The 19966-nt window shown below is 41.2% G+C and carries 21 protein-coding genes and 1 pseudogene; all 22 read left to right on the top strand.

Annotation, left to right across the window (positions count from 1 at the left end; genetic code table 11):
* Window positions 1–400: 400 nt before the first annotated feature.
* Window positions 401–3445: an SrtB-anchored collagen-binding adhesin gene (locus tag LI164_RS11515; protein WP_055261571.1), complete on the top strand. Its 3045-nt coding sequence runs from the start codon at window positions 401–403 to the stop codon at window positions 3443–3445.
* 237 nt (window positions 3446–3682) lie between these two features.
* Window positions 3683–4009 carry a YdcP family protein gene (locus LI164_RS11510; RefSeq protein ID WP_055261573.1) on the top strand — a complete coding sequence of 109 codons (327 nt, stop codon included), beginning with the start codon at window positions 3683–3685 and terminating at the stop codon, window positions 4007–4009.
* A gap of 15 nt (window positions 4010–4024) precedes the next feature.
* Window positions 4025–4408, top strand: a complete 384-nt coding sequence (locus LI164_RS11505; protein WP_055261575.1) for a YdcP family protein — start codon at window positions 4025–4027, stop codon at window positions 4406–4408.
* A gap of 179 nt (window positions 4409–4587) precedes the next feature.
* Window positions 4588–4950 carry a helix-turn-helix domain-containing protein gene (locus LI164_RS11500; RefSeq protein WP_055261577.1) on the top strand — a complete coding sequence of 121 codons (363 nt, stop codon included), beginning with the start codon at window positions 4588–4590 and terminating at the stop codon, window positions 4948–4950.
* A gap of 261 nt (window positions 4951–5211) precedes the next feature.
* Window positions 5212–5754 carry a DUF6560 family protein gene (locus tag LI164_RS11495; RefSeq protein WP_055261579.1) on the top strand — a complete coding sequence of 181 codons (543 nt, stop codon included), beginning with the start codon at window positions 5212–5214 and terminating at the stop codon, window positions 5752–5754.
* Window positions 5755–5864: 110 nt separating this feature from the next.
* Window positions 5865–7259 (top strand): FtsK/SpoIIIE domain-containing protein, encoded by a 1395-nt coding sequence (locus tag LI164_RS11490; protein WP_055261581.1) that lies wholly within the window; start codon window positions 5865–5867, stop codon window positions 7257–7259.
* Window positions 7260–7442: 183 nt separating this feature from the next.
* Entirely contained in the window at window positions 7443–8639 is a 1197-nt protein-coding gene (gene mobT / locus LI164_RS11485) for a MobT family relaxase (protein ID WP_227087175.1), read from the top strand.
* Window positions 8640–8651: 12 nt separating this feature from the next.
* A complete protein-coding gene (locus LI164_RS11480; RefSeq protein ID WP_004843354.1) occupies window positions 8652–8786 on the top strand; it encodes a DUF3789 domain-containing protein in 135 nt (44 codons plus the stop codon).
* A gap of 1 nt (window position 8787) precedes the next feature.
* On the top strand, window positions 8788–9009 hold the full coding sequence (locus LI164_RS11475) for a hypothetical protein (RefSeq protein ID WP_004843355.1): 222 nt from the start codon (window positions 8788–8790) through the stop codon (window positions 9007–9009).
* 73 nt (window positions 9010–9082) lie between these two features.
* Window positions 9083–9391: a hypothetical protein gene (locus LI164_RS11470; protein ID WP_004843356.1), complete on the top strand. Its 309-nt coding sequence runs from the start codon at window positions 9083–9085 to the stop codon at window positions 9389–9391.
* Between the two features lie 87 nt (window positions 9392–9478).
* Window positions 9479–9775: a conjugal transfer protein gene (locus tag LI164_RS11465; protein ID WP_227087174.1), complete on the top strand. Its 297-nt coding sequence runs from the start codon at window positions 9479–9481 to the stop codon at window positions 9773–9775.
* A complete protein-coding gene (locus tag LI164_RS11460; RefSeq protein WP_227087173.1) occupies window positions 9694–10197 on the top strand; it encodes an antirestriction protein ArdA in 504 nt (167 codons plus the stop codon). The genes LI164_RS11465 and LI164_RS11460 overlap by 82 nt, the downstream gene beginning before the upstream one ends.
* 17 nt (window positions 10198–10214) lie before the next feature.
* Window positions 10215–10718, top strand: a complete 504-nt coding sequence (locus LI164_RS11455; RefSeq protein ID WP_002323345.1) for an antirestriction protein ArdA — start codon at window positions 10215–10217, stop codon at window positions 10716–10718.
* Between the two features lie 108 nt (window positions 10719–10826).
* Window positions 10827–11225: a conjugal transfer protein gene (locus LI164_RS11450; protein WP_004843362.1), complete on the top strand. Its 399-nt coding sequence runs from the start codon at window positions 10827–10829 to the stop codon at window positions 11223–11225.
* Entirely contained in the window at window positions 11203–13653 is a 2451-nt protein-coding gene (locus LI164_RS11445; RefSeq protein ID WP_055261585.1) for an ATP-binding protein, read from the top strand. Before LI164_RS11450 ends, LI164_RS11445 begins: the two co-directional genes overlap by 23 nt.
* Window positions 13653–15149 (top strand): annotated as a pseudogene (locus LI164_RS11440) (CD3337/EF1877 family mobilome membrane protein); the annotation flags it as partial. The gene LI164_RS11445 and the pseudogene LI164_RS11440, both read left to right, overlap by 1 nt.
* A gap of 163 nt (window positions 15150–15312) precedes the next feature.
* On the top strand, window positions 15313–15732 hold the full coding sequence (locus LI164_RS11435) for an RNA polymerase sigma factor (protein ID WP_044998991.1): 420 nt from the start codon (window positions 15313–15315) through the stop codon (window positions 15730–15732).
* Between the two features lies 1 nt (window position 15733).
* Entirely contained in the window at window positions 15734–15982 is a 249-nt protein-coding gene (locus tag LI164_RS11430; protein ID WP_004613734.1) for a helix-turn-helix domain-containing protein, read from the top strand.
* A gap of 370 nt (window positions 15983–16352) precedes the next feature.
* Window positions 16353–16556: an excisionase gene (locus LI164_RS11425; protein WP_004613735.1), complete on the top strand. Its 204-nt coding sequence runs from the start codon at window positions 16353–16355 to the stop codon at window positions 16554–16556.
* A 78-nt stretch (window positions 16557–16634) separates the two neighbouring features.
* A complete protein-coding gene (locus tag LI164_RS11420) occupies window positions 16635–17825 on the top strand; it encodes a site-specific integrase (RefSeq protein ID WP_055261597.1) in 1191 nt (396 codons plus the stop codon).
* Between the two features lie 380 nt (window positions 17826–18205).
* Window positions 18206–18508 carry a DUF1294 domain-containing protein gene (locus LI164_RS11415; protein ID WP_005339981.1) on the top strand — a complete coding sequence of 101 codons (303 nt, stop codon included), beginning with the start codon at window positions 18206–18208 and terminating at the stop codon, window positions 18506–18508.
* A gap of 142 nt (window positions 18509–18650) precedes the next feature.
* Window positions 18651–19964: a folylpolyglutamate synthase/dihydrofolate synthase family protein gene (locus LI164_RS11410; RefSeq protein WP_215683883.1), complete on the top strand. Its 1314-nt coding sequence runs from the start codon at window positions 18651–18653 to the stop codon at window positions 19962–19964.
* Window positions 19965–19966 lie beyond the last annotated feature (2 nt).

Genomic DNA, 19966 nt, shown 5'->3' with positions numbered 1-19966 from the left:
AAAGAGCGTATCGGTACAGATATCCCTAATAGTTTATCCTCCTCTCAGGTGTCATACATCTGGGAGGGGGATTTTTATAACCATATATGTATTAAATTAATTTTTGTATAAACAGAAAAACACAATAAAAATCTGATTATCCGCTAAAACACAGTATCTATCAGCATTTTCAAGGAAACAAACACATCAATTTACTACTTATTTACTACTAACGAATGAGCCTTGATACGCAAGTTTTCCTAGATATGCAAAGATATGGTACAGCATATCAGTATTGAAACAAGAAAAAATTGAATAACTCATAGATTATGGAACGCCTAAAATGACGTTCCTTTTCTATTTTCAGCCGTTCTTATTGGACGGCTTTTTTATTACCCAAAATGAAAGGAGCATTAGATTTATGAAAAAGACATTGAAACGATTGTGTACGGGCTTCTTAGCTCTTGCAACTGTCGTTACTGCTTTACCGACTACACCCGTTCATGCAGAAAGCAAGCAATACTGGACGGAAAGTGCAGAGCGTGTCGGTATCATTGAAAAAGTAATGAATGACGGTTCTATCGGTTCTACATTTAATGAGGGCATGATGAAAGTTGAGGGCGAAACTGCCTATTGTATTGACATTAACACAGATTTTAAGAATGGCTACAAGACCAGAGCTGACGCAAGCTCACGCATGAGTGCCGACCAGATTTCAGATGTGGCGTTATCCTTAGAGTATGTCAAACAGTATAGCGAAGCTCACAAGGAACTGAACTACAAACAAGTCTATCTGTTGGAACAATGTGTAGTCTGGCAGAGATTGAGCGTACATCTTGGCTGGCAATGTGATAACGTGCGAGCTTCTTATGATGAAATTCCAAAGGCAACGCAGGACGAAGTTTTCGCTGGTGCAAGAGCCTTTGTCAAAGAAAATAAAGGACGCTATGAATGTGGCGGTTATATCTACTCTGGCGAGGGGCAGGAATTGGGACAATTCTGGGCGAAGCTGAATGTCGGAAATGCGAAACTGCAAAAGACTTCCAGTAATACCAGCATTACAGACGGTAACGGGAATTACTCTATTGCAGGTGCGACCTATGGTGTCTTTTCTGATAAGGACTGCACGAAACAGCTTGCCACCCTTACGACTGATGAAAACGGAAATACAGATGTTGCAGAGGTAAAGGCTGGCACAGTTTATATCAAGGAACTATCCGCACCAGCAGGATATAAAGTGGATAAAACAATCTATCCATTAACAATCAAAGCTGGCGAAACAGCGACCTTGAAAGTATCAGATACACCCAAAGTAACAGACACTTTGATTGAGCTTTTCAAGATTGATATGGAAACACAGAAAGACAATCCGCAGGGAAACGCTTCTTTAGCAGGTGCGGAATTTACATGGAAGTATTATGCTGGCTTCTATAACAAAGACAATCTCCCTGCCGAAGCTACTCGTACATGGGTTACAAAGACAATCGCTGAAACAGACAGCGACGGAACAACCCACTACATCACAAAATTAGCGGACGCATACAAGGTATCTGGCGACAGTTTCTATATGCAGGACGGCAAGGCGGTTCTTCCACTTGGGACGCTAACCATAGAAGAAACAAAAGCTCCAAACGGCTACTTATTAGAGGGTGCATATATGCAGGCTGGCGATAAGTCCGAACAGATAAAAGGCTTATACCTTACACAGATTACCGAGGACGGCGACCTTGCCGTACTATCTGGAAGTAACCAGTTTTCCGTATCAGACAAGGTTATCCGTGGCGGTGTGGAAATTCAGAAACGAGATTTAGAAACGGGCGATACGAAGCCACAAGGAAGTGCCACTTTGAAAGATACTGCTTTTGACATCATTTCCTTAAATGACAATTCTGTTTTGGTTGAGGGCAAGCTATACAAGAAAAATGAAGTGGTAAAGACAATTCGTACCGATATTGAGGGTATCGCTTCTACTTCTGCCGACCTTTTACCTTATGGAAATTTCCGTATCGTTGAGAGTGAAGCTCCAAACGGATATTTGACAGACGGTGCAAAACCGATTGATTTTGCAATCACAGAAAACGGGAAAATCGTGGACTTAACCGACGAAGCCCACTCTATCTACAATCAGATTAAGCGTGGGGATATTGAGGGCGTGAAAATCGGAGCAGGCACACACAAACGTCTTGCTGATGTTCCCTTTAGGATCACAAGCAAGACAACGGGCGAAAGTCATATTGTGGTAACTGATGATAACGGGCAGTTCTCCACTTCTTCTGAATGGGCTTCTCACAAGCACAATACCAACGCAGGAAAGACCAGCGAGGACGGTGTGTGGTTTGGAACTTCTGAACCAGACGATAGCAAGGGTGCATTACCTTATGATACTTATATCATTGAAGAAATGCGTTGTGATAGTAACAAAGGCTTTGAACTTATCCCACCTTTTGAAATTGTGGTATCAAGAAATAATCTTGTGATTGATTTAGGAACGCTGACTGATGAATACGAAAAAGAAATCTCTATCCATACCACAGCAACCAGCAAGGACGGCGAAAAGACTATCCTTGCAGGAAAAGAAGTAACAATCGTTGATACTATAAAATTGGACGGACTTACAAAAGGCACAAAATACCAGCTCAAAGGCTGGCAGATGTTAAAAGAAGAAAATGCCGAGCTTATCATTGATGGGAAACGTGTAGAAAATGATTATACCTTTGTTGCTGATGATGAAGAAATGAAAGTGGAAATTTCCTATACATTCAATGCGTCTGCTTTAGGTGGCAAGAACCTTGTTACCTTTGAAGAATTGTATGATTTGAGCAATCCAGACGAACCCGTGAAAGTTGCGGAACACAAGGACATTGAGGACGACGGACAGACTGTATTGATTACAGAGCGTATCATCAAGATACATACAACTGCTACCGATAAGGACGGCAACAAAGAGCTTGAAGCTGGAAAAGAGGTAACAATCATTGATACCGTAACCTTAGAGGGCTTAGAAGTCGGTACACAGTACAAACTTGTGGGCTGGCAGATGTTGAAAGAAGAAAATGCAGAACTTCTTATCAACGGAAAGCGTGTGGAAAGTGATTATACGTTTACCGCTGACAGCGAAGCTATGAAAGTGGAAGTTGCTTTTATGTTTGACGCTACTTCTCTTGACGGCAAACAGCTTGTAACTTTTGAAGAATTATACGATTTCAGCAATCCAAACGAGCCGAAGAAAGTTACCGAGCATAAGGATATTGAGGATAAGGGACAGACGATTACTTTTAAGGAAAAGCCAGAAGAACCAGAAAAACCCGAAACACCACCGACACCAGAAAAGCCTAGCAGACCTAGCGACAGTCCCAAAACGGGCGATAACACAAACCTTTACGGACTGCTTGCACTTCTTTTGACTTCTGGTGCTGGACTGGCAGGTATCTTCTTCTACAAACGCCGTAAAATGAAGAAATCATAAGGCGGTAACGATATGATGAAAGAAAAATCACGCTCTCCGCCGAAGTGGTCAAACGGCAGACTTCCGCTTATTCTGGCTTGTCTACCAACAATCTGCAAGAACACGGATAGTCAAGGGTGCGAAAGCATTGATTTTACCCTTTACTATCTGTGGGATTGCTGGTACTTCCCGAACCGCCAGAATAAGAAATCACAATCAATTAACTTATCAAAATAGAAAGAAATGAGGTAAAACATTATGGAAATGAAATATGTCGTGCCAGATATGGCACAGTCTTTTGGAACTTTTGAATTTGCAGGCGAAAGTGAGCCAGTCTTTGAAAGAGATAAAAATAACCGCAGGGTCTTAGCCAGACGAAGCTATAACCTTTATTCTGACGTACAGAAAGGCGAAAATGTTGTAGTGGAAATTCCCGTGCAGGCAGGCGAAAAGCATTTCAAGTATGAGCAGAAAGTAAAACTTGTCAATCCGAAGTTATACGGCAGAGGTTACGCTATCGGGGATATGGGACATACCGATTATGTGTTAGTTGCTGATGATATTGTAGCAGTTGAAGAAAAGTAAAGGAGTGAAGAATTTATGAGATTATCAAACGGTTTTGTTATTGACAAAGAGAAAACATTTGGAGAATTAAAATTTACAGCGGTGCGTGATGTTTTCTTACAGAATGAGGACGGGACACCGAGTACCCAGCTTAAAAAGCGTATCTATGATTTGAAGTGCAGTCTGCATGGTGGAATTATCCCCGTATCTGTACCGCCAGAAGTACCGTTAAAGGACTTTCCGTACAATGCAGTTGTGGAACTTGTCAATCCAGTAGCCGATACGGTATCAAGAAAGACCTATACGGGTGCAGATGTGGACTGGTATGTAAAGGCAGAGGATATTGTGTTGAAGAATAAAGGTAACCAGAACGCAGGCAATCCACAGAACCATACACCGCAGGGACAGACGAAGAAATAGAATGATACAATCAGCTTTTTACTTTGAATAAAGTGTAAAGAAAAGTTATAATCTATGTATATTTTTATAATGTCAAAGCAGGTTGACAAATTGCCAACAAAGATTGGTTGAAGAAAACTCTTATTTTTGTAATACTATTCTTGCGGTCGCAAATAAAGAATACTATTAGGAGGCAATATATGAATTTTAATGAAAAGCTGATAAACCTTAGAAAATCAAAGGGACTTTCTCAAGAAGAATTAGGAAATGAGTTAAAAGTTTCCAGACAAACAATTTCAAAATGGGAGTCATGTCAATCTTATCCAGATTTTCAACGCTTAGTATTGTTAAGCGATTATTTTGGATTAACATTAGACGAATTAGTAAGAGATATTGATGTACAAGAGGTAAGAGAAAAAAACTTGAATAACGAAAAACTATCTTCAATATACAGCGATATGAATGAAGCAAAAAATTTTATTAGAGTTTGTCTTGTTATTGGTGTAGTAATTCTTATCTTTTTTGCAATGATTGTTACGTATGGAATATTCTTTGTAAAATAAAATGTAAATTCTTGTATATCAATCAAAGCAGTTAGTTTTAGGATTGACTGCTTTTTTCGTACCCAGAAAGGAGTGATTGATTTATGCAAAAGATTTGGAATAAAGGACACCGTATTAGAGCCAGCGACAAGCACTACGCTCCGCAGGGACAGCCGAAAAAATAGGATTGCTAACTAGATTTTCATTGTAGAGGATATATGGAACTGTTATAATATGGGTATGGTGAAAGCGACAAATTAGTAGTTTTGGAGGTAATACGGTATGAAATATATAGGTGGTATTATAACGGCATATATTGTTTTACTCGTTTTGGATATAATACAAAGCAGAAATCACAAACGAACTCAATCTATAAAAAAATTCACTATAAGAACAATAACTGATGTATCATTTATATGTGCAATAGGTGCTTTGTTTGTACTTGTTGTCTTTATTTGGGGATTTTGGAGTGAACCTGAAAATTTTTGTTCTAAAAGATATTTGATGATCATTATCCCATTTTCTATTATTTGGTTTGGAGTTACTTTTTTTGGTATGATTGCTCCGTTAAAAGGAGTGTGGGAGATAAAAGTTGAAGAAGATAATATCACGGTTATTAAAATGTTTATTTTTAGAAGACATTGGAAAATATCAGACATATCCTATTGTAAAATGAAACGCGGTGGTATGAATGTGTATGTCAATGGAAGAAAGAAAAAAGCATTTTTTGTTGATGGTATGACAGACCATTTTGATAACTTTATAAAACGGATGGAAAAAGAGGGAAAAGAGATTATTATTCCAGAGCCAAAAGAAAAGAACTAAGTGTATTAAAAAAAGTGAATTTTAGTTTTGCAACTTTATATCCATACATACAAAGCAGTTAGTCTTAGGATTGACTGCTTTTTTCATACCCAGAAAGGAGTGATTGATTTATGCGTAAGATTTGGAATAAAGGACATCGTATCAGAGCCAGCGACAAACACCTTGTTTACCATTATTGTATAGGAACGCTTCTGCTTGTATTCGTGGCGGTTCTCTTGCTACTCAATATCAAACAGCTCATGCGTACCGATTGGGAGCATTTCAGCTTGTTAGAAAATGGCTTGACGCTTTCCTCTTACAACTTGATAACCATACTGATAGCGACTGGTGTTTGTGCATTGGTCGCTTTTCTATATTACCGCTTCTGTTACGACAGTTTCAAGAAGCTCCTGCACCGTCAAAAGCTGGCAAGAATGATACTGGAAAATAAGTGGTATGAAGCCGATACCGTACAAGACAGCGGTTTTTTTACTGACCTGCAAAGCAGATCAAGGGAAAAAATCGTCTGGTTTCCAAAGATTTACTATCAAATGGAAAAAGGCTTGCTTCATATCCGCTGTGAAATTACACTGGGGAAATATCAAGACCAGCTTTTACGGTTAGAGGATAAATTGGAAAGTGGCTTGTATTGTGAGCTAACCGACAAGACCCTGCATGACGGCTATATCGAATATACCCTGCTTTATGATATGATAGCGAACCGCATTACCATTGATGAAGTACGGGCAGAAAACGGCTGTCTTAGACTGATGAAAAATCTTGTCTGGGAATATGACGCACTCCCTCACGCTCTGATTGCTGGTGGAACTGGTGGCGGTAAAACCTATTTTCTGCTGACGCTCATTGAAGCCTTACTACATACCAACGCTGTCCTTTACATCTTAGACCCGAAGAACGCTGACCTTGCGGACTTGGGGACAGTTATGGGAAATGTGTATCACACCAAAGAAGAAATGATTGATTGCGTCAATGCTTTTTATGAGGGCATGATACAGCGAAGTGAGGAAATGAAGCGACACCCAGACTATAAGACGGGCGAAAACTACGCCTATCTGGGACTTCCACCCTGCTTTCTTATCTTTGATGAATATGTGGCATTTTTTGAAATGCTGGGGACGAAAGAAAGCGTGAGCTTACTTAGCCAGTTAAAGAAAATCGTTATGTTAGGGCGACAAGCAGGTCATTTCCTTATCGTTGCCTGCCAGCGTCCAGACGCAAAATATTTCTCGGACGGTATCAGAGATAACTTCAATTTTCGTGTGGGATTGGGGCGTATCAGCGAACTAGGTTACGGTATGCTGTTCGGTTCAGATGTGAAAAAGCAGTTTTTCCAGAAGCGTATCAAGGGGCGTGGCTACTGTGATGTGGGAACAAGCGTGATAAGCGAATTTTACACGCCTTTAGTCCCGAAAGGACATGATTTTTTGCAGACTATCGGCTCTCTTGCACAAGCAAGGCAGGACGGGACGGCGACGTGCGAAGCGAAAGGCGACGGCACGGACTAGCCGTTGCTGGTGTGGCGTAAGCCACGCCAGCAGGTAAAACCCCTCGGTATCTAACAGAGGGGTACGTTTGCAAATAGACAATAGACAAAAAACATAGGAAACATAAGGCTTCTGGCATGATTTCCTAGCAAAAATCGGCTGTGAAGTTGCCTTAAAAAACTTCACACTTTACAGATTGGGGGTATGGTTCTGAATGAAGAACAATGGATAAAAGAATTACGGGAGAAACGGATTGCTTACGGTATCTCACAAGGCAGGCTGGCGGTGGCTTCTGGTATCACAAGGGAATATCTCAACAAGATAGAAAGCGGAAAAATGAAGCCGTCAAAGGAGCTTCTGGAAACTCTGCATAAAGAACTGGCAAGGTTCAATCCAGAAGCACCGCTTACCATGCTGTTTGATTATGTGAAAATTCGTTTTCCTACGCTGGATATACAGCACATCATCAAAGATATATTAAAACTGAATATCAACTATATGCTCCATGAAGATTACGGACATTACAGCTATACGGAGCATTATTCTCTTGGGGACATCTTTATCTATACGTCGGCTGACGAAGAAAAAGGTGTCCTTTTAGAGTTAAAAGGGCGTGGTTGCCGACAGTTTGAAAGTTACCTGCTGGCACAGCAAAGAAGCTGGTATGACTTTCTCATGGACGCACTCGTAGATGGTGGCGTGATGAAGCGTATCGACCTTGCTATCAACGACCATACGGGCATTTTGGATATTCCAGAGCTTGCGGAAAAATGCAGGAAACGGGAATATATCGGAAAGTCCAGAAGTTATAAGTTTTACCAGTCGGGCGAGCTTATCAAGCACAGAGAGGACGACAGAGAATATATGGGACGCACCCTTTATCTTGGTTCGCTGAAATCAGATGTGTATTTCTGTATCTATGAAAAGGACTATGAGCAGTACGTCAAGCTGGGGACACCGCTGGAAGAAGCTGATATTATCAACCGTTTTGAGATACGGCTTCGCAATGAACGTGCCTATTATGCAGTACGGGATTTGCTGACCTATTATGACGCAGAGCGGACCGCCTTTTCTATCATCAACCAGTATGTGCGGTTTGTTGATGAAGAACCAGACAAGCGGAAAAATGACTGGAAACTCAATGACCGCTGGGCTTGGTTTATCGGCGATAACAGACAGAGCTTGAAGCTGACGACAAAGCCAGAGCCTTACACCTTAGACCGTACATTGCGTTGGGTACAAAGGCAGGTAGCACCGACCTTGAAAATGCTGAAAAGAATTGATAAGGGAAACGGTACAGACTACATGGAAACAATCGAACAGCAGGCAAAGCTCACAGAAAAACATGAAATGATAATCAAACAGCAGACGACCCCTGCAAAAGATTTGGTGGAAAGTTAGGAGTGATAAAAAATGTGGATATTATTAAAAGACTTCCTGCTGGTATCTCTGGGAATGGGTATCGGCATAGTCTTGATGTGTATTTTGACTGTCGGCAAAGAAGCTGACTGTGAAATGAAACAATTAGAAGAAAGAGAGGACAAATAACATGAATTTCGGAAACAATTTGTATCAATGGTTTTTATCAAACGCACAGAGCTTGGTGCTTATGGCGATTGTGGTTATCGGTATCTACTTAGGGTTCAAGCGTGAGTTTTCCAAACTTATCGGCTTCTTGGTAGTTGCCTTGATTGCTGTCGGTTTGGTATTTAACGCCGGCGGTGTGAAAGATGTACTGTTAGAGCTATTCAACAAGATTATCGGTGCATAAATTTTTATTGTGATGTTGTTAATGGGGTGATATAATATGGATATAAAAATACAACTTTAGGAAGTGATATTTTATGTTAGGATTTAGTATAATGATGTGGTTTGTTTCTGCTATCCTTATATTCGTGAGTATTTCTTTATTAAAGGGAAATTACTCTTTTGTTCATGGTAAAGTATTTGATACTACTGATAACAAAAAAGGATATGCAAAAGAATTAGGAAAACCTGTTTTATTCGTAGGGATTGGTATTTTAGTATCTGGGGTAATTGCGATTATAGTAAAAAATCATTCTATTCCTACCGCAGTTTTTTTCTTGGCAATTATAGCTGGTATTGCTGGACTATGGCTACACAAAATACAAAAAAACTTCCGAAAATTTTAGTTTACAAATTTATATTTATATGCAAAGCAGTTGGTCTTAGGATTGACTGCTTTTTTCTTACCTAAAATTTCAGATTGGAGTGATTACATGAACGATATTTTTAAGGATATGCAGGCAAAAGTCGGCTGTGAATACATTTCCGACCTGCCCTCTTACAAGCGTAAGGTGTGGCAGGAAATGAAACGGTTGAACCCTGCCGATTATGAAGAAAAACAGTTAGAAGATTTTTCAAAGTATGTGTTTGGTATGTCGTACCAGAGCTTAAAAGATGTGATGAAACAACAGAAAGGACGTGAGGAACAATGCAGGAAACAAGGGTGCTGGTGGAAACGAGAGGAACAACTGGCAAAGAAACAACATCATACTGGTTTGAACTGCCGATAGATGTTGCCGAGTTTGAAGAAAAGTTAGGTATCGGTGCAGAAAGTGGGGATTACCGTATTATCGAAAAGGTGTTGCCTTATGCTGATGAAGTCCACGAACATACAAGCGTGTACCAGCTCAACGAATTAGATTTTATGTACCGCCAGCTTTCAAGCGATATGCAGGAAGAATATGTATCACTACTTACGGTGTTTGAGAATTTAGAAGCACTTTATATTTGCAGGAACGTGATTACGGTTTATCCTGACTGCAAAAGCATGATAGATGTTGCAAGGCAAAAGCTGATGAACGACCCGACATTTAAGCATTTATCCGAGGACTGTCAAGAATATTACTTTGACTTTGAAGCCTATGCTTCTCACTTGCAGGAACACGGGAAATTTTTAGTAACAGAACACGGTATCTTTGAACTGCCAGAGTAGGAAATGAGGTGGTGCTTATGATTGATGATATGGCGGTTTATATTGCTAATCTTGGCAAATACAATGAGGGCTATTTAGTCGGTGCTTGGTTCACGTTTCCTATTGACGAGGAAGATGTGAAAGAAAAAATCGGCTTGAATGAACAGTATGAGGAATACGCTATCCATGATACCGACAACTTTCCCATTGCGATTGGCGAGTATGTTTCCATTGAAGAACTCAATGAGATGTATGAAATGATAGAGGAACTTCCCGACTATATTGTAGAGTGTCTGGACGAATTTATCAGCCACTATGGGACGCTGGAAGAAGTCGTGGAACATAAGGACGATATTTACTATTATCCCGACTGTGAAACCATGACAGATGTTGCCTACTACTACATAGACGAATTGCAGGCACTTGGGGACATTCCACCCAGCTTACAGAATTACATTGACTATGAAGCCTACGGGCGAGATTTGGATATGGGCGGTTGCTTTATTGAAACAAGCCGAGGTATGTGCGAGATACCATATTAACGCTGGAAGATCAGCGACAAGCATGGTTGCTACTGACAGCGTATTTCTCTTTTAAGGGACAGTCTGAAAATGGCTGTCCTTTTCTATTTTGAAAGGAGCTGAAAGAACTTGAAAAAGATTAAAAGCTACACGGGTATCTGGAACGTGGAAAAAGTCTTATATGCAATCAATGACTTTAACTTACCCTTTCCCGTTACTTTTACACAGATTACATGGTTTGTGATTACGGAATTTATCATCATTCTGTTTGGGGATATTCCCCCACTTTCCATGATTGAGGGAGCATTTCTCAAATACTTTGGTATTCCCGTTGCTCTCACTTGGTTCATGTCGCAGAAAACCTTTGACGGAAAGAAGCCGTACAGCTTTTTGAAATCACAGATAACCTATGCCCTGCGACCAAAAATCACTTATGCAGGAAAAGCCGTAAAACTGCATAAGCAGACCTTGAATGAAACAATCACGGCAGTAAGGAGTGTGAACTATGTTCCCGATAAAATATATTGACAATAACCTTGTCTGGAACAAGGACAATGAAGTGTTTGCCTATTATGAGCTGATACCGTACAACTATTCTTTTCTATCCGCAGAGCAGAAATTTATCGTGCATGACAGCTTTCGCCAGCTTATCGCACAGTCCCGTGAGGGTAAAATTCATGCGTTGCAGATTGCCACAGAAAGCTCAATCCGAAGTATGCAGGAGCAGTCAAAGAAGCTGGTAACGGGAAAATTAAAGGAAGTTGCCTATCAGAAGATAGACGAACAGACCGAAGCGTTAGTATCTATGATTGGGGACAATCAAGTGGACTACCGCTTTTTTCTTGGCTTTAAGCTCATGGTTACGGAAGAACAGCTCAATCTGAAGAACATCAAAAAATCGGTGTGGCTGACGTTCACAGAATTTCTCCATGAAGTGAACCACACGCTGATGAATGATTTTGTTTCCATGCCGAATGATGAAATCAATCGTTACATGAAAATGGAAAAGTTACTGGAAAATAAAATCTCCCGTCGCTTTAAGGTGCGTCGCTTGGAAATCCATGATTTTGGGTATCTCATGGAACATCTTTACGGCAGGGACGGTATCGCTTATGAAGATTATGAGTATCAGTTACCAAAGAAGAAATTGAGGAGAGAAACGCAGATAAAATACTACGACCTTATCCGTCCGACAAGATGTGTGATTGAGGAAAGCCAAAGGTATTTACGATTGGAACATGAGGACAAGGAAAGCTATGTGTCCTACTTTACCGTCAATGCGATTGTCGGCGAGCTTGACTTTCCGTCGTCTGAAATCTTCTATTTCCAGCAACAGCAATTCACATTCCCCGTTGATACTTCTATGAATGTAGAAATCGTGGAAAATCGAAAAGCATTAACCACAGTCCGCAACAAGAAAAAGGAATTGAAAGACCTTGACAATCACGCCTATCAAGCTGGAAGTGAAACCAGCTCAAATGTGGTGGACGCTTTAGACAGCGTGGACGAGCTGGAAACAGACTTAGACCAGAGCAAAGAAAGTATGTATAAGTTAAGCTACGTGATACGGGTGTCTGCACCCGATCTTGACGAGCTGAAACGCCGTTGTGATGAAGTCAAGGACTTTTACGACGACCTCAATGTAAAGCTGGTGCGTCCTGCTGGGGATATGCTGGGGCTTCATTCTGAATTTCTTCCTGCCAACAAGCGATATATCAATGATTATGTGCAGTATGTAAAATCAGATTTTTTAGCAGGGCTGGGCTTTGGAGCTACCCAGCAGTTAGGAGAAAACACGGGTATCTATATGGGCTATTCCGTTGATACGGGAAGAAATGTGTACCTGCAACCGTCTTTAGCTTCGCAGGGCGTAAAAGGTACAGTTACCAACGCTTTAGCGTCTGCTTTTGTCGGTTCGCTTGGCGGTGGGAAGTCGTTCTGCAACAATCTTCTGGTGTATTATTCGGTGTTGTTTGGCGGTCAAGCAGTCATTTTAGACCCCAAAGCCGAGCGTGGCAACTGGAAAGAAACGCTCCCAGAGATAGCCCATGAAATCAATATCGTAAATCTTACCAGCGACAAGGACAATGCAGGACTTCTTGACCCATTCGTGATTATGAAGAATGTAAAGGACGCTGAAAGTCTGGCAATCGACATCTTAACATTCCTTACGGGTATTTCCTCTAGGGACGGCGAAAAATTCCCCGTACTTCGTAAAGCGGTTCGTTCCGTTACCCAGAGCGACAGTCGGGGCTTGCTCCATGTGATAGACGAGCTACGCCGTGAAGATACGCCCATATCAAGAAATATCGCAGACCATATCGACAGCTTCACGGACTACGACTTTGCACATCTGCTGTTTTCAGACGGTACGGTGGAAAATGCAATCAGCCTTGATAACCAGCTCAATATCATTCAAGTAGACGACCTTGTACTGCCAGATAAGGACACGACCTTTGAGGAATACACGACTATTGAATTATTGTCGGTGTCTATGCTGATTGTGATTAGTACCTTTGCCCTTGATTTTATCCATTCGGACAGAAGTATTTTTAAGATTGTCGATTTGGACGAAGCGTGGGCGTTCTTAAATGTGGCACAAGGAGAAACGCTCTCTAACAAGCTGGTTCGTGCTGGACGAGCTATGCAGGCAGGCGTTTATTTCGTTACACAATCTTCTGGGGACGTGGCAAAGGAAAGTCTGAAAAACAATATCGGCTTAAAATTCGCTTTCCGTTCTACTGACATCAACGAGATAAAACAGACCTTAGAATTTTTCGGTATCGATAAGGACGATGAAAACAACCAGAAACGGCTTCGTGATTTGGAGAACGGACAATGCTTATTGCAGGACTTATACGGGCGTGTCGGTGTGGTACAGATACACCCAGTTTTTGAAGAACTGCTACACGCCTTTGATACCAGACCGCCCGTACAGAGAAATGAGGTGGAGTGATGAAAGAAAGGATAAAAGGTGCGTTCACAAAAAGGAAGATACTTCACTTTCTCAAAATGGCTCTGTTCGTGGTGGCACTCTCCCTTATCCTGCTTTCACTTCTGGGGACGGTGGCTCATGCGACGGGGCTTGTGGACGATACCATAAACGCAGAAAATCTTTACTCTAAATATCCGCTGTCGAATTACCAGCTTGATTTTTATGTGGATAATAGCTGGTCGTGGTTGCCGTGGAACTGGCTGGACGGGATTGGAAAATCGGTGCAGTACGGGCTTTACTGCATTACCAATTTTGTCTGGACGATAAGCCTTTATTTAAGCAATGCTACGGGCTATGTGGTGCAGGAAGCCTATAAGCTGGACTTCATCAATGATATGGCAGACAGTATCGGAAAAAGCATACAGACCCTTGCAGGCGTAACACAGAACGGTTTTTCCAGCTCTGGCTTTTATGTCGGTTTCCTGCTTCTCATTATCTTAGTGGTGGGACTTTATGTTGCCTATACAGGACTGATAAAACGGGAAACCAGCAAGGCACTTCACGCTGTTATCAACTTTGTGGTGGTGTTCGTGCTGTCCGCTTCTTTTATTGCCTACGCTCCCGACTATATCAAGAAGATAAATGAATTTTCATCAGACATCAGTACCGCTTCTTTGGACTTGGGAACAAAAATCATGCTCCCCAACTCTGACAGCGAGGGCAAGGACAGCGTGGACTTGATACGGGACAGCTTATTTTCTATTCAAGTGGAACAGCCGTGGTTACTCTTACAATTCGGGAACAGCAACGCAGAAGAAATCGGGGCAGACCGTGTGGAAGCTCTGGTATCAGTAAGTCCAGAGGACGAGGACGGAAAGACCAGAGAGGAAGTCGTGAAAACAGAAATCGAAGATAACGACAACAACAATCTGACGATACCGCAGGTCGTGAACCGTTTAGGCATGGTGTTCTTCCTACTGTTCTTCAATTTAGGGATAACGATATTTGTATTCTTGCTTACGGGCATGATGTTATTTAGCCAGATACTTTTTATTATCTTTGCAATGTTTTTACCTATCAGCTTTTTACTTTCCATGATACCGAGCTATGAAAGCATGGCGAAGCAGGCAATCGTAAGGGTGTTTAATACCATAATGACACGGGCAGGAATAACGCTCATTGTAACGGTGGCGTTCAGCATTTCCAGTATGTTTTATAACATCTCCACGGACTATCCGTTCTTTATGGTAGCGTTCTTGCAGATAGTATGTTTCGCTGGTATTTATATGAAGCTGGGCGATTTAATGAGTATGTTCTCTTTGAACGCTGGCGACAGTCAAAACATGGGACGCAGGATATTCCGCAGACCATATCTGTTTATGCGACATAGAGCTAGGCGTATGGAAAGACGGCTTGCTGGTGCGGTTACTGCTGGCGGTGTTGCTGGTGCGGTGGTAGGTAGCACGATTTCAAACAGAAAACCGACAAGGAACACAGCCACAAAAGACAGTCGGGGCAAAGGCTCGTACAGACTATATGTTTTGTGCGGGCTTTTTTCATACCCGAAAAAAATTTAAAAATTTTTCAAAAGAGGTCATTAAATCACACCTTTCATTCCCTATATGGTGCGGAAAGAGGGATAAACACTTTTCAAATCATAGTGGAAAGGGGGTGAGATTGATGAAACCGTCTGACTTCCAGAAAACAGTTCAATGTCGCTTTGAAAGTTGTTTGAAGAAAGTTGTCCGTCATATTGTAAAGGACTACCAACAAGGATTGAAACGACGAAAAGATAAAGAAATTCCATTCTGTGAACTTCCAGAAATTTTCGTTGAAAATTTTGCTGTGTGGGATGACTACGAAACAGATTATACAATCTTTTCAGTATGTGGCATTGATATTCGTGTCCTTGATGATGAGCTGGCAGAAGCCTTGAAAAAACTTCCAGAAAGAAAGAGAAATACTCTGTTAATGTATTACTTCTTGGAAATGACAGAAAGTGAAATTGCCAACTTACAAAAGATTACGCAAAGCGGTGTATTTAGAAACCGACATCATGCTTTGGAAACTATGAAAAAAATACTAAAGGAGAAGCAGTAAAATGAAGCAAACATTTAAGAAGCCGTCCTACTATTTGCTTTCGCAAGCAATGGACGGGGACGAAAAAGCGATTGAAAAAATACTGGCATTTTATGACCCGTACATATCAAAGTGCTGTTTGCGTCCACTCTATGATGAATACGGCAATGTCTATATTGTTGTAGATATGGAGTTAAAGGGACTTATCCGAGAAGCACTTATCAAAATGATTTTAGGGTTTGATATTGCCTTAGAAATCGAAGAAGAATAAGCAGTTTTTAGCAGAGCATGGTTTAATGTCCCCCTCTTTCCTGCTCTGCCCTGCTTTTACATGAAAGCAACACGCTTTCGCCACAGCTCTTTGACAACTGAATAAAGCAGACGGATACGTTTGTGAGATAGCGAGCCACGGGGACTGTACGCCACGACCTTTCCAAAAGAAAGCGAGCGACCCACGCAGTGATCCGAGAGCGACTGTTGGAAAAGTCGTTTTGCCATGACCTATCCTCACAGAATAATGATACGTCCGCATGGTGCGGTTCTGCCCACAAGAATGGGAATAGTTGAGATACTAATGGAGCTTTCCAAAGCCGTCTGTCTGCTTGTAAAAAACAACACACAGTAAAGGGGGTGCATAGATTATGAACAATACTGATGTGCCTATCTGGGAAAAATATACGCTGACGATTGAAGAAGCGTCTAAATACTTCCGCATTGGCGAAAAAAAATTGCGTAAATTAGCCGAAGAAAATATTGACGCTGGCTGGGTTATCGTGAACGGTAATCGTATTCAGATTAAGCGAAAACAATTTGAAAAAATCATAGATACATTGGACGAAATCTAATGTCATTGAGCCGTAGATATGGTATAATAAAGTATAGCGTATCACGGCTCATTCCATGACGGAAAGGAGCTTTACACTATGTCTAATGTAAAACGAAAAGACAGTAAAAATCGCAATTTGCGTAATGGAGAGAGCCAGCGAAAAGACGGAAGATACGTTTATAAATATACCGATATATACGGAAAGCCACAATTTATCTATTCTTGGAAACTTGTACCGACAGACAAGACACCTGCTGGAAAGCGTGATGATATTTCATTGAGGGAAAAAGAAGCACAGATAAAAAAAGACCTTAACGACAGTATCGACACAGTCGGCGGTAAAATGACAGTCTGCCAGCTTTACGAGAAAAAGAACAGCCAAAGAAAGAACATCAAGAGGGCTACCGAAAAGGGACGACAGTATCTTATGAACGCTCTGAAAAATGACCCATTGGGTATGAGGGCGATTGATACTGTTAAGCAGTCGGACGCTAAAGAATGGGCTATCAGAATGAGTGAAAAAGGATATGCCTATAAAACAATTGATAACTATAAGCGTTCCTTGAAAGCGTCATTTTACATGGCGATACAAGACGACTGTATCAGAAAGAACCCATTTGAATTTAAACTAAGTGATGTTCTGGAAGATGATACAGAGCATAAAGTTATCCTTACACCAGAGCAGGAAGAACGCCTGCTTGCCTTTATGGAAAAGGATAAGATTTACAGCAAGTATTATGATGAGGTTGTGCTTCTGTTGGAAACGGGACTTCGTATTTCTGAATTTTGCGGACTGACGACGCATATTGATATGCAGAACAAAATACTCAATATAGACCACCAGTTATTGAAAGACAGCGAAATCGGCTACTATATTGAAACGCCAAAAACCAAAAACGGAAAACGGGAACTTCCATTGACAGAACGGGCTTATCAAGCAATCCAAAGAATACTAAAGAACAGAGGAAAGGCACAACCGCTGATTGTAGGTGGTTACAGCAATTTCCTATTCTTAAACCGTGAGGGCTTGCCTAAAGTTGCAGGAAACTATGAGGGCATGGTGCGAGGACTAATTAAGAAGTATAACAAGTATCACACGGACAAGTTACCGAACATCACACCACATTCATTCCGACATACTTACTGTACGAATATGGCAAATAAAGGAATGAACCCAAACACTCTGCAATATCTCATGGGACACGCCAACATAACCATGACACTTGGTTATTACGCACACGGTACATTTCAATCTGCAAAAGCGGAACTGGAAAGACTGGCTTGCTAATATCGGAGCTTATATTTACTACTCATTTACTACTTTTGGTTGCATTTTCATGCTGGTAAATGCCAGCTTATGCAAGGTATCTTCCAAAAAGAAAATACCGATAAAGCCCTAAAATACGGGATATATCGGCATTTACCAACTTATGAAAAGATAATCAGAAATTTAGTAAGTTTTTTTCATAAAAAATATGTTCAAGTATGTGTGCAGATTCCGCAGAATTCAGACAGAGAAGTGGGAAACTTGATGGCAATCAGAAATCATTATCCGAAGTATGTGGTAACTTTAAATGAGATGGTGAAATCTTGTTTGAAAAGATTACGGAATATGTGGTAAAATAATAAAAACAGATAAGAATTACGAGAGGTAAAAGGGACGAAATTTTGGAATTTCGTCTTTTTATAAAAAACATGAACAAAAATTTTATCATTTATCTTTGTGTTATTAATATCATTACATTCCTGGCATTTGGCCAGGACAAATGGAAAGCGAAGAATGACGAGTGGCGAACCAGCGAGAAGACTCTTCTTGGGTTTGCCTGTATCGGTGGCTCTGTGGGAGCATGGATCGGAATGCATGTATTCCACCATAAGACAAGAAAGAACGAGTTCCGATACGGGATTCCGGCGATTTTTGCAGTGCAGGTGATTCTTACACTGATTCGATATTCGGGAATCTTGAGGTGATGAAATATACCATTACAAATGGAAAAAGTTATGGTATATTTTTTTGAAAAGATTCGCTTGTTATCAGGCGCTTACAGTGGTATGATAAGCCTGATATGTAAATATCATAGTAAATTTTATAAAAAAGAAGGGAACAAAAAACGTGACCTACAAAGAAGCAAGGGTATATTTGGACGAGATGTCGAAATACGGAAGTGTACTTGGCTTAGATACGATTCGAGGTCTGTTGCATGAGCTTGGTGATCCACAGGACGATCTTAAGTTCATACATATTGCAGGAACGAATGGCAAGGGCTCTGTGCTTGCGTACACTTCGACTATATTAAGTGAGGCTGGCTACAGAACCGGGCGATATGTTTCTCCGACCGTTATGTCTTATCTGGAGAAAATCCAGATGGACGGAACATGGATCTCGGAATTGGATTTTGCACAGAGTGTAGAGAAGATAAAGGAAGCGATTGCCAGTCTGAAAGCAAAGGGAGAACCTCTCCCGACGTTATTTGAAGCAGAGACGGCAATGGCTTTTTTGTATTTTCGGAAAATGCATTGCGACATGGTCGTACTTGAGACCGGACTTGGCGGTGAGACGGACGCGACGAATATTGTGAAGAATACCATCTGTGCAGCATTTGCAACCATCAGCGTCGATCATCTTGGTGTGATTGGAGATACGCTGGAGGAGATTGCCCGGACGAAGTCGGGCATTATCAAACCTGGTTGTGCGGTAGTATCCGCGAGACAGACAGACGTTGTGAGAAATGTCCTGAAGAAAAAATCAGAAGAGAAGAACTGCTCTTATGTAGAGGCGGAGCCAAAGAAAATGGAAATTCTGACGGACAGTTACGATGGAATCACATTTTCTTATAAAGAGTTTGAAAAGATGCATTCGAATCTTGCGGGGCAGTGCCAGAGAGAGAATCTTGCCACAGCGCTTGAGATTATAAAGCAGTTAAGAACACTTGGATATGAGATCCCGGATGAAGCAGTGCGGGACGGGCTTGCAAAAACCGTGTGGGAAGGCAGATTTACCTGCCTTAGAAAGAATCCGGTTTTTATCATAGACGGAGCGCATAATGAGGATGCTGCAATCAAACTGAGAACATCCATTGAGCGATACTTTAAAGGAAAGGAAATCCAGCTTATTATGGGAGTATTTCAGGATAAGGAGTATGAAAAGATTACAAGTATCCTGTGCCCTCTGGCAAAGAAGGTTTACACTGTAGAACTTCCGAACAAAGCCAGAAGCTTAAGTGCCGGGAAACTTGCGGACTGTGCCAGAAAATATTGCGAAGAAGCAGAAGCAAAAGACAGTATTCAGTCGGCGGTGGAATCAGCGACAGCAGCATGTGGTGCAGGAATGAATAATCAGGTAATCATCGCATGTGGTTCACTTTCTTATCTGGGAGAAGTGAAGTGGATTGTGGAAGAAAATAGAAAAATAGAAAAGAGCGAATAAAA

Source organism: Dorea sp. 210702-DFI.3.125 (genome assembly GCF_020560945.1).
GTDB classification, from domain to species: Bacteria; Bacillota; Clostridia; order Lachnospirales; family Lachnospiraceae; genus Dorea; species Dorea formicigenerans.
The sequence above is the reverse complement of the archived record's forward strand: the minus strand, read 5'-3'. Positions and strand labels throughout refer to the sequence as shown.

What these genes read in the sequence shown, in the direction of transcription:
- LI164_RS11515 (WP_055261571.1), top strand. Translation starts at nt 401, where the DNA reads ATGAAAAAGACATTGAAACGATTGTGTACGGGCTTCTTAGCTCTTGCA.
- LI164_RS11480 (WP_004843354.1), top strand. Translation starts at nt 8,652, where the DNA reads ATGTGGATATTATTAAAAGACTTCCTGCTGGTATCTCTGGGAATGGGT.
- LI164_RS11500 (WP_055261577.1), top strand. Translation starts at nt 4,588, where the DNA reads ATGAATTTTAATGAAAAGCTGATAAACCTTAGAAAATCAAAGGGACTT.
- LI164_RS11420 (WP_055261597.1), top strand. Translation starts at nt 16,635, where the DNA reads ATGTCTAATGTAAAACGAAAAGACAGTAAAAATCGCAATTTGCGTAAT.
- LI164_RS11490 (WP_055261581.1), top strand. Translation starts at nt 5,865, where the DNA reads ATGCGTAAGATTTGGAATAAAGGACATCGTATCAGAGCCAGCGACAAA.
- LI164_RS11510 (WP_055261573.1), top strand. Translation starts at nt 3,683, where the DNA reads ATGGAAATGAAATATGTCGTGCCAGATATGGCACAGTCTTTTGGAACT.
- LI164_RS11465 (WP_227087174.1), top strand. Translation starts at nt 9,479, where the DNA reads ATGAACGATATTTTTAAGGATATGCAGGCAAAAGTCGGCTGTGAATAC.
- LI164_RS11505 (WP_055261575.1), top strand. Translation starts at nt 4,025, where the DNA reads ATGAGATTATCAAACGGTTTTGTTATTGACAAAGAGAAAACATTTGGA.
- LI164_RS11495 (WP_055261579.1), top strand. Translation starts at nt 5,212, where the DNA reads ATGAAATATATAGGTGGTATTATAACGGCATATATTGTTTTACTCGTT.
- mobT (WP_227087175.1), top strand. Translation starts at nt 7,443, where the DNA reads ATGGTTCTGAATGAAGAACAATGGATAAAAGAATTACGGGAGAAACGG.
- LI164_RS11460 (WP_227087173.1), top strand. Translation starts at nt 9,694, where the DNA reads ATGCAGGAAACAAGGGTGCTGGTGGAAACGAGAGGAACAACTGGCAAA.
- LI164_RS11470 (WP_004843356.1), top strand. Translation starts at nt 9,083, where the DNA reads ATGTTAGGATTTAGTATAATGATGTGGTTTGTTTCTGCTATCCTTATA.
- LI164_RS11430 (WP_004613734.1), top strand. Translation starts at nt 15,734, where the DNA reads ATGAAGCAAACATTTAAGAAGCCGTCCTACTATTTGCTTTCGCAAGCA.
- LI164_RS11425 (WP_004613735.1), top strand. Translation starts at nt 16,353, where the DNA reads ATGAACAATACTGATGTGCCTATCTGGGAAAAATATACGCTGACGATT.
- LI164_RS11435 (WP_044998991.1), top strand. Translation starts at nt 15,313, where the DNA reads ATGAAACCGTCTGACTTCCAGAAAACAGTTCAATGTCGCTTTGAAAGT.
- LI164_RS11445 (WP_055261585.1), top strand. Translation starts at nt 11,203, where the DNA reads ATGTTCCCGATAAAATATATTGACAATAACCTTGTCTGGAACAAGGAC.
- LI164_RS11455 (WP_002323345.1), top strand. Translation starts at nt 10,215, where the DNA reads ATGATTGATGATATGGCGGTTTATATTGCTAATCTTGGCAAATACAAT.
- LI164_RS11475 (WP_004843355.1), top strand. Translation starts at nt 8,788, where the DNA reads ATGAATTTCGGAAACAATTTGTATCAATGGTTTTTATCAAACGCACAG.